Origin of the sequence: Actinomadura formosensis NBRC 14204, assembly GCF_001552155.1 — a bacterium.
In the GTDB taxonomy this organism is placed as follows: Bacteria; Actinomycetota; Actinomycetes; order Streptosporangiales; family Streptosporangiaceae; genus Spirillospora; species Spirillospora formosensis.
In genome coordinates this window covers 21,017-34,602 of sequence record NZ_BCQQ01000077.1, presented here as the reverse complement: position 1 = coordinate 34,602, position 13,586 = coordinate 21,017, and the positions used below count along the sequence as shown (strand labels likewise).

The window sequence follows — 13,586 nt, the reverse complement described above, 5'->3', positions numbered from 1 at the left end:
GGAGCACGGAGACGATCCGTGTGGCCGGATGGAGGATTTTCGCTTCGGCACTGTCACAAGTCTCTGGTGGCTGCGGGGCGGGTGGTGGCCTGCTGGGCGAGTTGGTGGTTGAGGCGCTCGAAGTGATCGAGGGCGTCGGGGTGGGCCTGAGCTGCCGCCTGGGCGTAGGTGTGCAGGGCGGTGGCGGTCTCGCCGCGGGCCTCGAAGATCAGGCCCATGCGGATGGTGGCGCCTATGTGGCCGACGGCGGCCGCGGCACGGTAGTAGACCTCCGCGCCGGTGAGGGCGCCGTCAGCGCGGTCCTGGTCGTAGCCGGGGAGGGCGAACTCGTAGGCCAGTTCGGCCGCCATCTGCCGCTGGCGGCTCTTAGCGGCGTTGACCAGGATCTTGGCGGGTTCGTCGCCGCGGTCGGCTGCGGATCGCAACCAGGCCAGGCCCTCCCCGGGGAGGCCATGACATAGCAGCAGGATCCCCAGGCGGCTGGCGGCCTCACGGTCGCCGTTCTCGGCCGCGGTCAGCAGGTCGGCGCCGTACTGACCGAACAGGGCGTAGTGGCGGCGGTGCGCCCTGGATTGCAAGCGGCTCATGACGGGCAGCAGCCAGGAGTCGAGCCCGCTGTCGTCCATGTCCTCCACCCGCGGCACCTGTGCGGACGGCACGGGAACAACCGGATCAGGAGGACCGGGCGGCGGCGGTGGAGCCATCGACACCGGCCCGTCCAGCGGGACCGGCTCCTGCTCACCGGTAGCTCCCGTACCGGGCATTGACGCGTCGTGTCCGCCCGCCCCGCGGTCCTGTCCGTTCCCGACGCCGGTCGGCGCCGGTCCGGCGGTGGGCGGGGAGGCCGGCACCCGGGCCAGTTGGTCGCGCATCTGCTGGTAGCGCGTATACCACTGCTGCAGGCTGACCGGTCCGTCGTAGTCGAGTTCGGCGCCGCTGCCCGCGTGGAACTCCAGGCAGGTCAACACCACGGTGGCCACCCAGCCCCATGCCGGAGGTCCCTGGCGCTTGCCCGTCATCACCCGGCTGAGCACCGCCTGGGTCACCTCCCGCAGGGCGGGAATCTCGCCCTTGCGGGTGGCGATGACCTTGCTGGCAAGCCGGACCAGTTCCCTGTCGCTGGGGAGACAGCAGGCGTTGATGAATCGACGAAGATCGTGGATGAAGGCGTTCACTTCCGTGTGCGCCAGCGGGGGGTCGATCGTCATTTTGTGAGAACCCTTACGTTCCCGGGCGTCGCCCTGCTTGATCGTCAATACCGGGCAGCATGTTCTCACTGGATCATCGGTCCTGGGTATCTGCACGTGCAGTTCCGAAGGTGCGGCCCATTCGGGTCCACGCCTCTCCGCCGCATCGTTGTCGCTGGTCACAGCGATCCGCATCAACATGGATCGTTCAGAGAGACCTCAGGATGATCTGTGCGTCAGGTGACACAGAGAAACCCGTCACTAGAACTCAATTCGCCCCACAAATCCCCCATAGCAGAGATGTCCGACTATTTGAGCGGCGGGGCTTTGGGCAGAGTTTGCGATGTGATGCGCCCTGATATTTAGGCTGGCCCGCAACCCCTCTCTCTGGCGTACTGGTGATCGTCCACAACGCTCACCCATCAAGGACGCACCTCGATGTCCGTACGCATACCGACCGCGCAAGAACCCGCCCGCCACGTGGCCTGCCGACATCGCACGATGCTCGGCGCCCACACCATCCCCACCGCGACCACCCGATTCAGTGATGACGACATGCTGCTGTTCCTGCTGATCTCCACCTGGGAGCTGTACACCTCCCGCCCGGCCCCGTCCCTCCCCCCGGTCGAGATGACCGAGGACGAGCTGATCGAGTACTGGAGCGACCCGGCCGACGACCCCTGCCCGAAAAACTGCCCCGCGCCCCACCCGACCCCGCGGGAGTCGGCCTCGGGCAGCCCGGAGCGGTCGGCATGAACCGGGACCTGCGGTCAGTGGCCACCACACTGGCCGCCGTCGACATCAGCAAGTTCGGCACCCGCCAAGACGCGCGCACCCAACTGCACCTGCGGCACCAGATGTACACGCTGATCAGTGAGGCCTGCCGGATCACCCGCGTCCCCTGGACGGACTGCTACCGCGAAGACCGCGGGGACGGCGCGCTGTTCATTGCCCCTCCCACCGTCGCCGCCGAACAACTCCTTGACCCCTTCGCCCACCACCTGGTCGCGGTCCTGCGCCGCTACAACCGTCTCGCGAGCCAGACCGCCCGGCTACGGCTGCGCCTGGCCGTGCACACCGGCCAGGTCCACCGCGACGACCACGGCGTCACCGGCCCCGCACTGGTCCACCTGTTCCGGCTTCTGGACGCCCCGGCATTCAAGAAGGCCGCGGCCGACATCGGCGCCGACCTGGCCATGATCGTCTCCGGCCGGCTCTACAGCGACGTCACCGAAAACGACGCCCTCATCGACCCCGCCGCCTACAAGCCCCAGCGCATCATCTGTAAGGAGACCCGCACCCAAGCCTGGATCTGGACCCCGCCCGCACACTGACCCAGGCCAGTTGTTGCGTCGCGGCGGGCTCACGGCGGCCGCCGCGACGATTCAGCGCAACCCACCCGGCCCCGGCCTGCAGCGATCCGGCCCCCTCGCCGCGAGTTAGTTAGGCCGCCAGCGCATCCCCAGGGACGCCGTACAGGCCTCTCCCCGGCCCCGCGCCTACCCCGCCGAGGCCACCTAACTCGCCTACCTCTGCGCAGATCAGCCAATGAGTGAGGTCCGCCGGGTCGCGAGTGAGTTTTCTAACCCCGCCTGGCTGAGCCTCACTCGGGGCCGGGGTCGGTGGCGGCGGCGCGGAACGCCGGCCGGGTGACCGCGCGCCGCACCACGGTGCGGAGCCGGTCGGCCTCGGCCGTCCATGCGGCGGCGGGGTCGGCGGGCCCGGTGCGGTACACCGTGACGGCCGCCTGGGGGCCGTGCCGATCGGCGATCGGCAGCAACTCGCGGACTTGGCCCTCGTTGAGGGAGGCGAGACCAATTGGTCTCAGTTGCTCGGCGATCGGCCATGCGGCGATCAGACGGTCGGCCTGGCGGCGGCCGATCTCCCACCGGTCGGTGCAGTAAGCCTCGAACGAGCCGTAGTCGGCGCGGTACAGACGCCGGTCCCGGATGACCTGCAGCGCCTTCCCGGCAGCCCAGAACGCCATCCGCAGGTTGTCCAGTGCGGCCTCGCACGCGGCGAGGTCGGCCCGGTCCTGGTCATCGAGGTCGCCGTCGACGGCGGCGGGGCGCCGGGACAGCCACCGTGGGGTCGGCGGGCTCACCGGCGGCCATCAGGGCGCCGCACTTGACCCGGTTTATGGGATGTTTCAGCAGGTGAGCGCGTTGGAAGGAGTCGATGGCTACAGCGTTGGAAGTGCTGATAACTCTGCCAAACTTGTTAGGCCAACCCTGTTAGGCTGCGTGCGTTGGCAAGTGATCTGTACGAATGCTTTGACAAGTGGTACGCACGGATGCTTTGGCCAGAGAGCCGAGGCGGATCCCGTGAATGGGCCGAGAGGCTGCGGGCCGCCTGCGGACAAGCCAAGTGCCCCCGCCCTGGAGGAACGTGGCCAGCGTCGCCGGGTGGGGGCACTTGGTCCCTAGAAGGGACTGAACGGGCCGCCGGTCCGGAGCCACTGGAAGGCGAGCCAGACGCCGGTCTTGAGCAGCTCAAGCACCGTCCGGAGCTTCCAGTAGCGGGCCGATCCGTTGTCCCGCTGGTGTTGGGGGTCACCCATGGGGGTGTCTCCTCTTTCTCCGGCCGATCGATGGGCGACCGGTGCCCCCGCCGGGCCATCCGGCGTACGCGCGGATGGTCTGGTGAGAGGAGCCGGGACAAGACGTTAACGGTGGGACGGCGCCTTCGCTACCTGGCCGCATCGCGGTGGCACACGCCCCGTGAGTCTCTAAGGCGTTTCAGAAACGAAATCACTCTCCGTAGCCTCCTGCCACCCCGCCTGAACAGCCGTTATCCCCTATGACGCCTTCTCACAAAAACTCTGGGGATTTTGCAGTACGGCGGGTTCCCAAGCATGACAACAGGCGCGGATCACCGGTAGGTGATCTCCGCCCGGCCGCTGCCCGCTGGTGAACCGTCTCGGCAAGCTCGCGACGGCCGCCGCAACGCAAACCAGGGGCTAGTTCCCGGCCTCGGGGAAGCCGACCTCCGCCATGACGGCTTTCTGGAGCGCGGCCCGGACCTGTTCTCCTGCGGACAGCAGATCACGGACATCCCCATCGGAGTCAGCGACGGCGGCGAGCATGTCCAGCGCATCGCGAACCACAGGCGCGGGCAGCGTCACCTGGGTTCGGGGCGCGGGGGCCGGCAGGGTGTTGGGGCGGTAGGCCCACCCGTCCAGGATCGACTCGTCGCCGAGGGGGTGAACCGTCTCCAGGACTGTGTCATCCGTGGCGCCAGCGGCACGTAGCAGATCCAGGAAACGATCGAGCTGCCCAACCGTCGGCGGCTCGTGGAACAGGAACTCCAGGGAGTAGGGCATCCCCTCACTTTGGCAGCCCCCAGCCCGTCCCACCCGGGTTGACCCACTTTGGCCCCCTGCTCCTGGATCCTTCACACCTGGCGTCTAGGCCTCCGGGGGGAGCGTGAGTTGGTAGTCATAACTGTCGCCGTTGCCTCGCTGGGCGAGATAACCGGTCGTGGCCAGGCGCCAGCAACAGTCCTTAAAGGCCATGAAGACGAAGGTGTTGTAGGTGATCCCGCCGTTGAAGTCCTCGGGGTCGGCTCCCATGGCCGTGTAGATGTGATCGTGGAAGGTCTCATCGATCTGCACGTCGCGGATGAACCCGGTGCTGTCTGCGGCGAGCGCGAGCATCGTGGCCACCACAGGCAGTGTGAGACCGTCCTGGGGGATGTTCTTGAGGTACTCGTCTTTGCTGACGAAACGTGCTCCCTTCAGGTACCCCATGCCGTCGGCGTCTGTCACGAAATCGGGAGCGTTAGCCATGGTCATCTCCTTAACTGATCCTGTTTGAGGCACGGCCATCAGACGCATCACCCCGTTCAGGACGACGTGGTGCTGGCGAGTGGGATGCGTTGGACGGCTTCGGCGAGTTCTTCGGCGTCTGTCGTGGCGAACAGCGCGGCCATGTCGATGGGTTGTGTGGCGCTGGCCTGGTCGAAGCGTGGTTCGGGGGCGATGCTGGCCAGCAGCCGGCTCGATTCGCTCGCGACCTCGGAGCGGTTGCGGGTATCGGTCATCAGCGAATCGTGTTCGCGGGCGGCGAGCTGGCGGAGGCGGGCGGCGTGCCGTTGGTAGAGGTCGGCCAGTTCTCCTTGTCCCATGCCGATCAGCAGGGTGGCCAGCATGTGCGCCGAGTCGGCGTGGTCGTTGCGGGTGGCGATCGCGCAGTAGGACACCGCGGTGAGGAGCGCGTTGTCGGTGTGGGCGTCGCGGGCGAACCCGTACACGGTCTCCAGGGCGCGCTGGCGCAGCCGGCCTCGGTCCAGCGCCCGTCCCAACGCCGCGGCGCCGGTGTGGCGGTGGTTCCTGGCCTTGTCGAGATAGAACATGCCCTCGGCCAGCGACTGGTTCGCGCACAGCAGCGTGCCCAGGCGGAAGGCCGCTTCAACGTGCCCCTCTTGCGCCCGGTCGTACAGTTGCAGACCCAGCACCCCGAACTCCTGCCGGATGCGGGTTTGGGATGCGTCCAGCACTGGTTGCGCCGGCACTGCGGCTCCCGCGGCTGGGGCGGGTCGGGCCCGCTGCGCCCTGACCGGCTCAGGCGCCGACGGCGGGACCTTGAGCGGCTCACGCATCGCGGGGGTGCCGGTGCGGCCCCGGAACGACTCGTAGGAGGGTCTGGGCGGCGAGCCACAGGCGCGTCCGAGGCGGTCGGGCACAGGCGAGTCGTGGTCGGCCGCGGTCTCTGCAGCGGCATGGGCGCCGTCAGGATGCAGCGTCCCGTCGGGGTGCCGTGGCCGCTGAGACCCACGGACGATTTCCATGGGCGCTTCCTGGAGCGGGTGTGCTGGGCTGTCCGGCCTTGCGGTGGGCCACTGGACCTGCGCCGGGGGCCGCGCAGAGCGATCCAGCCCGGCCGGCCCGGCGGGTGAACCCGAAGTGCTGGAACGCGAGCGATACGCGGCGAGCGCGGCCTGGTGCTCCTCGATCCACGGAGCCAGGACACGGTCGGGGTCCGGAGGCCCGGTGCGCTTCTCTTCAGGTGCGCCCCATTCGGTGGGGACACCGGCTTCTGTCCAGGCGTACCACTCGCAGGCGAGCACGAAGGCCACCAGCCATGTCCGCTTGGGGGGCTTCTTGCGCTTGCCCGCCAGCACTGCGCTCACCGTGGGCTGCGACAGCGTCATCTTGCCGTAGCGGCCGCCATAGCGCTTCGCGAGCTGCATGGAGACCCGCTCGATATCCCCGAGGCTCGGCCTACCGCAGAAATCCCGAAACTTGTTCAGGCTTTCGATCAGAGGCCCGTGGGGGAGGTCGTGCGCATGCTGGGAAAGCGCCTTGTCGGCCATAGTCGGTTGCTCTCAGACGGTCACAACACGGAGGGGATACGCCGGGGGGGACACGACTCGGCGCTCAAGTATCGGCATTCTTCCACCACGACCGATCGCCCCATGGTCAACACGCTCCGGCCGGGGCCTTCCACTTCCTCTCGTTCCTGGGAACACCTAGGTCAGACCGGCGGGCACGGTTTCGGAGAGCGAAAACGAAAGGATCCGAGAGGAGTGAAGAGGGTAGGAGAACGGCCCGCAGGCCATGCCGGTCTGGCCACCGGTCTACCCACTGACCAGGGACAGGTACGGGAGATTCCTTCCGCTTCCTCTCACATCGCTCCACAACGGCGCTTCCGGGCTCGGGCACTCCTCAAGTTGTGGCGCACTGGGGGTCAATCCACGTCACGCCCCCCGAGCGGACGGCCCCAGGCCCAAAGGAGCGTCTATTCATGCAAGACCCGTTGACCGCCGGAGTTGTGGTGATTCTGGCCCTTTTCGTCCTCATCGGCTTTGTGGTGTGGGTGCTGCGGTCCGCACCGCGTCTTCCCGCGGTCCTCACGGCAATCGCGGTGCTCCTGGGCGCGCTGCCAGCCGTGATCTCTGCCCTGTTCTGGTTCTCATGAGCACTAGGCCCCTCATCCGATCACCCGACTCTTATGGCACTCCACAAATCACCGCGACAGCGTCGCGGCCCTTACCTGGGTGTACCGGCCTAGGGCACGGCTGTGATCGATGTGCGAGGCTTGGCGGGACAAACGATCAAATGCCCCATGATCAACGGGACTGTCTCAGATCGAACGGGACACAACACCGGGGCCGCTGGCGGGGGCGACAACGGTCGTTCCTCGGCCGCGAATCGTCTCGGCGAGCTCGCGGCGGCCGCCGCGACGATCCAGGGCCGAGACACGGGCCGCGCCGGTGACCGATCCCCGCGCCGGGGGTGATGCGCGGCCCGTTGCCATCTCGGGATGTCCGCGCACGCCCTGAACCGTCCTCCGGGTACGGCGCTTCCCGAAACCTGGCAGCGAGAGAGCGGGCTTCCCCGCGTTCGCCGGGCTGGGCTCGTCAGTGATCCAGCCGCCCCTCCTACCGCTGATCGTCGCTGCCTGTCTTCTTGGGGTGCCGTTCGGGGTTCTGTCTATGACGGGCACACCCCACCACCACCATCACCGCAGCTCAGCCCATGGGTACGCCATGCCGTTCGTGGGCCCGACTGCCCTGCAGGAGCATCCCTGGGCAGCCGGGGTTAGTTAGGTCGCGGGTGGAGCGTTCGAGGTGCCGTACGCGCTCCTCCTGGCCCTCGCGCCTAACCTGCCGGGGGCACCTCACTCACCTAACTCTTCGCAGGTCAGCCCGTGGGTTAGGTCATGGCGGGCGGCGGGTGAGTTTTCTAACCGGCTACCGGCCGAATCCTCCGGCCCGGCCGTGGCCGGGCCCGTCCTGGGGGCCGTGGTCGGGGCCGTGGTGGGGATCGTCCCGGCGCGGCGCCGCCTGGGGCCGGGCGGCGCGGCGGGCGGCGGCGTGCTGCAGGCGCTGCTGCTGTTCACGGTCGGCGCGGTCGGCCGGGAGCGTGGCGCGGATGGCCTGTTCGGTGCGCAGCTCGGCGAGGCGCTCGCGGGCTTGTACGGCGGTGGCGGGGCCGCGTGGCTGGGTGGTGGTGTGCAGGATGCGGCGGGTGGCGTGGACGGCGGTGCGGGTCTGGGCGGTCAGGCCGGCTGCGCGGTCGGGCGCGGTGTCGACGTCGTCGGCGATCGCTGCGGCGAGGTGCTCGTGCCAGTTGGTGGTCAGGTCGGTGTGCTCGGCGGTGGCGGCGCCGTCCTGCCAGGCGGGGCGGGCGGGGGTGCCTTGGTCGCCGGTGAACGGGGCGGCGGCCTGCAGGGTGAGGTCGGCCAGGCGGGCGCGGGCGTTGTGTTCGGCGGTGGTCGCGGCGGTGAGCCGGTCGCGGGCGGCGGCCTGGTCTCGGGTGAGTTGGGCTCGGCTGGTTCGGTGCGCGCGCAGCGCCAGGCGGCCGAGGTCGGCGAGCGGGGCCAGCTCGGCGAGGCGAGCCCGGGCGGCGTCCTGTTCGGCCAGGGCGGCGGCGAGGCGGTTGCGGGCGGCGGGCAGTTCGGTCTCGGCGGCGGCCGCGGCGGTGAGGGCGGCGGCGCGGTCGCGTAGCCGGCTGGCGGCGGGACCGTCGCCGGCGCGGGCCTGCTGCAGCAGGACGGCGGCGCGGCTCTCGATCTGGGTGAAGCGGGCCAGCTCGGCGGCGACGCGGTCGGCCTGGCGGCGCAGGGCGGCGTCGCCGAGGGCGCCGTGGGGGCGGTGCTGCCAGGGCGGCGCGGCGTTTCCGGCGTGGGCGCGGGCGGCGATCCGGCAGCGCTGGTATCCGGTGCCGAGGGCGGCGGCCTGGCGGCGGTGCTGCTGGTGGTCGTGCCATGCCCGGATCAGGGCGACGGCGGCGAGCAGGGCCAGGACCAGCGCGGCGATCGCCACCGCGACCGCGGTGTCCTCGGCCGTGCCGCCGCCGCGGCGGGTGGCGGCGCGGACGAACCGGGCGACCTCGGCCAGGTCTGAGCGCGCAGGGGCCCGGCGGTCCCCGCGGTGGTCGGCGCCGCGGTGGTCGCGGGTGCGGGGGTGGCGGGGTGTCTGGGCTGACCAGGCCAGGGTGTGTGCGGCGTCGGCCAGTTCGGCGGCCAGATCGTCGTCGTCGACGCGGTCGGCCAGCAGGCTCAGCAGTCCGGCGGTGTCGGACGCGGCCGCCGCCCATCCGGCGGTATCGCCGTGCGGGAGGTCGTGCAGGGCGCGGGCGGCGGCGGCGCGGGCGGCGGCTCGCTGCCACTGCCTGGCAGCCTGCCCGGCGGGCTCGTCGGCGGGCGGGGCGGCGTCGGCGCGCGTACGCGCGCCCGTCCCGGCGGGACCGGCGGCGAGGTCGTTGGCGTGCTGCCAGGCGGGCAGCGCACCGGGCGGCGTCGCCTTGGGCGCTGTCGTCCAGCGGGCGCGCAGCCGGGGCAGGGACAGGTCGGCGGCGAGTTTCCCGCCGCCGTACCAGATCGGCCCGGCCGTCCCCGAACCGTTGCCGGGCAGCGCGGCGGAGTAGCCGACGACCTGGCTGCGGTCGCCGCCCTTGCCGTAGCGGGGGCGGAGCAAGATCCCGGCGTCCAGCGCGGCCTGGACGAACTCGGCCTCGCCAGTCGCGGCGGTGGCGGCGGCACGGACCTTGCGGGCCAGCGTGGCAGTCTCGGGGACGGCCCGGCCCGCAGCTTCGCCGACGTCGCGGCCCTGTGCGCGGCCCCGTGCCTTGCCCTGCGTGCGGGCCGGTTGGGTGCGGCGGCGGGCGCGTTCTGCACGTTCTTTGGCGGCGCGGGTGTAGCCGGGCATCCCGCGCCCGGGCCGGCCCTCGACCACGTACAGCCCGTAGCGGCGTTCGGCGTCGCCGCACAGCCGCGACATGGCGATGCGGTCGCGGCCGGGCGCGGCGATGGTCAGATCCGAGCGGACGAGGTTGACCGCGAGGTGGATGTGGTCGTTGCCCCCGTCACCTTTCCCGGAGGGGCCGTGGTGGACGGCGATCCACCGGCACCCGGCCCGGCCGGATTCCTCATCGGCCTCGAAGCCGAGGCGGCGGACGGTCTCGCGGGCGACCTCGGCCCACTGCGCATCGGCCAGCCGCTCGCCGGGCGGCAGGCTGATCGCGCAGTGCCAGACCCAGCCGTCTTCGGGGGCGACGCCGGCGAGGCGGCGGTGCGCATCGAGATGGCGGGCCACCTCCAGCACCTTCGGCCAGTCGCCGGGAGCGTCCAGGCGGGTGCCGTCGGCGATGCCCAGCGTCGCGGCGGCCGCGATGATCCGCTGGCCGGTGTGTTCGTTGGCGTCGCCCTTGCCGAACAGGTACCGGACCAGCCCGGCCACGTTGCGGCCCCGCTTCATGATCTTGTTGTTCACCTGCGGTCACCGCCGGGGCGGCCTTCCAGCGGGGCGATCGCGGCGTCCAGCCGGGCCAGCATCCGGGTAACGGCGTCCATGGTCGCCTCGACGGCGCCGGCGGCCGGGAGGTTCCCAGAGTTGGCGGCGGCGGCGAGCTGGTTGACGTTCCCGCCGATCGACGCCAGCAGGGCCCGCACGCCCGCCAGCTCGGCCGCCAGCGCCCGCCGCTCGGCCACCGGAAGCTGCTGCCCGCGCCCGGCGCCGCGCCCGGTCACCGCCGCCAGCACGGTCTCGGCGATCAGGTGCGGCACCGTCAACCCGGCCACATCGGCGGCCGCCTGGACGACGTCGTCCTCGGCGTCGGTGAACCGCACCGAGTGCTTGTTGCCTCGGCCGCCGCTCACCCGGCGCCGCCGCGCGGGCCGGTCGGCAAGCGCCTGGCCTTCATTCCCCGCGGTTCCCTCGATGGCCGGCGGCGCGGCCGGGCCCGGCACGGTGCCGCCCGCCGTCTCGCCGTCGCCCACCGTGCGGCCCCTTCCCCGAGCGGAGCGCCCGCCCCGTGATCCAGGGGCGGGGATGATCACTCTCCGAAGGTAGGAGGGTGATCATCCCGGGCGGAAGCCCGGGGCGCCGATCAGGCGCCTGTTCCTCATCTTGCTCTCACGCCCGGCACCGGCCTTTACTTAGTAAAGGCCGGTGGTGTTCGGGGTTCGCCACCGGGCCGTGCCCGTGCGGGCGTTGGCGGTGGCCTGGCGGAGCAGACGGAGGTCGACCGAGTCCAGGACGTCCTCGGCGGGGCAGGCGTCGACGGGCACGGCGGGCGCCGGGGCGGGGGTGCGTGGCAGGGGACGCGGCGGGACGGGACGGCCGGTGGCGGCGCGGTGCCGGTCGCGGGCGGCGGCCAGGGCCTGGCGGGCGGATCGGCGGGCGTCGGCGGAGGCGTCCATGGCGTGGGCGCGGTTGTGGGCCAGGGCGTCCTGCAGGTCGCGGTAGCGGGCTCCGTCGTCGTCGACGGCGATGCGGGCGGCGCGTCGGGCGGCCAGGATCATCCGGCGAAGCCGGGTCGCGGCGACCGCGCCGAGGTCGCGGGCGGATCGGGTCTGGGCGGTCAGGGCCTCGATCACGTCGGCGGAGGTGTGCCAGCACAGGGCCGACCCCAGCATCGGACGCAGCCTGGCCATCACCTGAGCGTCTGGGAGGCCGCCAGCGGGCCGCTGAGCGCCCCACAGGGCCATGCACCGGGAGATCACCTCCTCGATCACGACCCCTTCGCGGTCGAAGACTCGCCCCATGGGCGGATCCGAGGGTGGTGCGGAGCCCTGCCGGGACCTGGATAGGCGGGGTTGGGGGAGAGCCCTCTTAAGGAAAGGACACGTGTGCAGTCCTCCACGGGATGGCAAGGTTTCGCGGGGCGGGGCGGTCAGGGTGCCCAGCCGGACCGTGTCAACGTCGGCCATGAGCCGGTGGCCCTCGGCCAGGGGGATGCGCACCCGGACGGCCTCGCCCGCCGGCGGCGCGGGACGCCGTGCCGCGGCACGGGCGACCGTGGAGGACGTGGACGGGCGGGCCCACCGCTTGCGCAGCTCGGCACGGATCCCAGCGGGCAGGTCGGCGGGCAGCGTCTGCGGCACGCACATCTGGTAGGCCACACCCCGGCCGGGGCAGGCGGCGTGCACCTGACGCAGCAGCCCGGCCTCCCGCAGCCGCCCAAGGTCGGTGTAGGCGCTGCGTCGGCCGATGCCGTGGCGGCCCTTGTAGCCGGGGATCAGCCCGTTCTCGACGTCGTCCAGGCGGCCGCGCCCCGTCGCGTGATGGGTGGCGTGCTTGGCCATCCGCCGCGCGTACGGCGACAGCTCCCCGCGCGCGTACAGCAGCTCCACCAGCCGCCACCACAGCGCCGGCGGCAGCGACGGCTGCGCATCGGCGTCACCGTACGACGCCGTTGCCCGGCGTTCCTTGTTGGGGCAGCCGCGGCGGGTCCGCCGCGCACGCGCGGGCGGGCGGAGCGGATTTCGGGCCGCTGGGGGGGTGTCACCCGAGGTGTCACTGGAGGAGTCACCGGAGAGCTTCGGCGTGTCGCTCGGGCATGCTCGTCCAGCGCCGGGGCGCGATGCTATGGTCATCACCGACGTTCAAGAACAGCGCTCGATGTCGCTCGTGCTCCATGAGGTTTGGCGGCCGTCAGGGGAGTACGAGAGACGATCAAGACCAGTGTTGGATTGTCCGAATGGGCGCCCCTCAGGGGCGCTCTTTCTTTTTGCCTGAAAGTCCTCCGGGGCGGGGGCGTGCCGACTGATCGTCGGCGCTGAGCCTAGTCCTCGGAACGCGCGGTGTCCCGGAGGCACGACCGACCGATTTCGCGTCGTCATCCGGCTTGTCACCAAAGGAGTCACCCGGCCTTTCCTAATCGGCTGCCTGATATGGGCGGGGCTGGTGTGGTTTGCGGGGCCGAAAGAAGGGGCCCGGTCCGCCACGGGCAGCGGGCCGGGCCCGGTCGAAGGGTCAGGTCAGGCCGGTGCAGGCGCCTCGGCGGCCGTCCACCAGGGCCAGCAGGATCCGCCCGGCGGCCGCGGTCTGCAGGTCCCGGCTCTCGATCCACTCGCGGCCCTGGGCACGGACCCGGCCGAGCGCCTGGCCCATCACCACCGCGGTGGCGTCCAGGTCACGGACCGACCCGATGAGGGCCAGGACCTCGCCAGCGGTGGCCACCGGCTCGTCGGGGTGGACGGCGTCGGCGCGGGCCTCGATGGCGCGGATGGTCTCGGGCGGCAGCGGCCGGGGCCGGGCGGGCGGGCTCGTCATCGCGTGTCCCCGCCCGCCGGGCGGATGCGGGCGGTGATGGTGGCCAGCGCCTCGCCCAGGCCGTCCACGGCGTCCTGGGCGGCACGGACGGCATCGTCTTCGCCGAGCCACTCGTCCATGTCGATCGTGGCCAGCAGGGCGCCGAGGCCGAGGAAGCCGTCATGCAGCAGCGCGACGAGGATCGCCACGTTCGTGCGGCGCAGGTCCAGGGACTGGTCGGCGAACTCGTCCAGCCGCTGGTCGGTGACCTGGTCTGAGGCGGTGGCGAGCATCTCCATCATCTCGGCGACGGTGGGCGCGTACTCGCCCACCTTCTCGATCACCGTGTGGAGCGCTTCGCCGCGTTCCACCAGGCCGTCCAGCGCGGACTCGCGGTTCATCAGGTCGGGCATCGGGTGC

General features: G+C 71.3%; 14 protein-coding genes. 3 read left to right on the top strand and 11 right to left on the bottom strand.

Annotation, left to right across the window (positions count from 1 at the left end; translation table 11 throughout):
* Nucleotides 1-53: 53 nt before the first annotated feature.
* The gene (locus AF1_RS20250) at nt 54-1,208 is read right to left on the bottom strand and encodes an SEL1-like repeat protein (protein WP_067801406.1); all 1,155 of its coding nucleotides are present in this window, start codon (nt 1,206-1,208) and stop codon (nt 54-56) included.
* A 417-nt stretch (nt 1,209-1,625) separates the two neighbouring features.
* On the opposite strand from AF1_RS20250, the gene AF1_RS20245 reads away from it, so the two are divergent.
* Both AF1_RS20245 and AF1_RS20240 read left to right on the top strand, forming a co-directional pair.
* The gene (locus tag AF1_RS20245) at nt 1,626-1,943 is read left to right on the top strand and encodes a hypothetical protein (RefSeq protein ID WP_131732922.1); all 318 of its coding nucleotides are present in this window, start codon (nt 1,626-1,628) and stop codon (nt 1,941-1,943) included.
* A 17-nt stretch (nt 1,944-1,960) separates the two neighbouring features.
* Nucleotides 1,961-2,521, top strand: a complete 561-nt coding sequence (locus tag AF1_RS20240) for a nucleotidyl cyclase domain-containing protein (RefSeq protein ID WP_169804050.1) — start codon at nt 1,961-1,963, stop codon at nt 2,519-2,521.
* 269 nt (nt 2,522-2,790) lie between these two features.
* On the opposite strand, the gene AF1_RS20235 is transcribed toward AF1_RS20240, so the two are convergent.
* The 5 genes from AF1_RS20235 to AF1_RS34625 form a co-directional block, all read right to left on the bottom strand.
* The gene (locus AF1_RS20235) at nt 2,791-3,291 is read right to left on the bottom strand and encodes a hypothetical protein (protein WP_067801398.1); all 501 of its coding nucleotides are present in this window, start codon (nt 3,289-3,291) and stop codon (nt 2,791-2,793) included.
* A gap of 318 nt (nt 3,292-3,609) precedes the next feature.
* Nucleotides 3,610-3,747, bottom strand: coding sequence for a hypothetical protein (locus AF1_RS34630; protein ID WP_157419251.1), 138 nt, complete (start codon nt 3,745-3,747; stop codon nt 3,610-3,612).
* A 399-nt stretch (nt 3,748-4,146) separates the two neighbouring features.
* Entirely contained in the window at nt 4,147-4,509 is a 363-nt protein-coding gene (locus tag AF1_RS20230; RefSeq protein WP_067801395.1) for a hypothetical protein, read from the bottom strand.
* Between the two features lie 84 nt (nt 4,510-4,593).
* Entirely contained in the window at nt 4,594-4,974 is a 381-nt protein-coding gene (locus AF1_RS20225; RefSeq protein ID WP_131732923.1) for a hypothetical protein, read from the bottom strand.
* 56 nt (nt 4,975-5,030) lie between these two features.
* The gene (locus tag AF1_RS34625) at nt 5,031-6,500 is read right to left on the bottom strand and encodes an SEL1-like repeat protein (RefSeq protein ID WP_131732924.1); all 1,470 of its coding nucleotides are present in this window, start codon (nt 6,498-6,500) and stop codon (nt 5,031-5,033) included.
* 431 nt (nt 6,501-6,931) lie between these two features.
* Here AF1_RS34625 and AF1_RS34620 point away from each other — a divergent pair, with 431 nt between their 5' ends.
* The gene (locus AF1_RS34620; RefSeq protein ID WP_157419249.1) at nt 6,932-7,105 is read left to right on the top strand and encodes a hypothetical protein; all 174 of its coding nucleotides are present in this window, start codon (nt 6,932-6,934) and stop codon (nt 7,103-7,105) included.
* 775 nt (nt 7,106-7,880) lie between these two features.
* Here the strand turns inward: AF1_RS34620 and AF1_RS20215 are convergent.
* The 5 genes from AF1_RS20215 to AF1_RS20195 all read right to left on the bottom strand — a co-directional run bounded on the left by AF1_RS20215 (nt 7,881) and on the right by AF1_RS20195 (nt 13,579).
* Nucleotides 7,881-10,403, bottom strand: a complete 2,523-nt coding sequence (locus AF1_RS20215; protein WP_067801387.1) for a relaxase/mobilization nuclease domain-containing protein — start codon at nt 10,401-10,403, stop codon at nt 7,881-7,883.
* Nucleotides 10,400-10,909, bottom strand: a complete 510-nt coding sequence (locus AF1_RS20210) for a MobC domain-containing protein (RefSeq protein WP_067801384.1) — start codon at nt 10,907-10,909, stop codon at nt 10,400-10,402. Before AF1_RS20210 ends, AF1_RS20215 begins: the two co-directional genes overlap by 4 nt.
* Before the next feature lie 159 nt (nt 10,910-11,068).
* Nucleotides 11,069-12,508 (bottom strand): hypothetical protein, encoded by a 1,440-nt coding sequence (locus tag AF1_RS20205; protein ID WP_131732925.1) that lies wholly within the window; start codon nt 12,506-12,508, stop codon nt 11,069-11,071.
* A gap of 379 nt (nt 12,509-12,887) precedes the next feature.
* A complete protein-coding gene (locus AF1_RS20200; protein ID WP_067801378.1) occupies nt 12,888-13,187 on the bottom strand; it encodes a hypothetical protein in 300 nt (99 codons plus the stop codon).
* Complete coding sequence (locus AF1_RS20195) at nt 13,184-13,579, bottom strand: hypothetical protein (RefSeq protein WP_067801375.1); 396 nt, start codon at nt 13,577-13,579, stop codon at nt 13,184-13,186. The genes AF1_RS20200 and AF1_RS20195 overlap by 4 nt, the downstream gene beginning before the upstream one ends.
* Between the last annotated feature and the right edge of the window lie 7 nt (nt 13,580-13,586).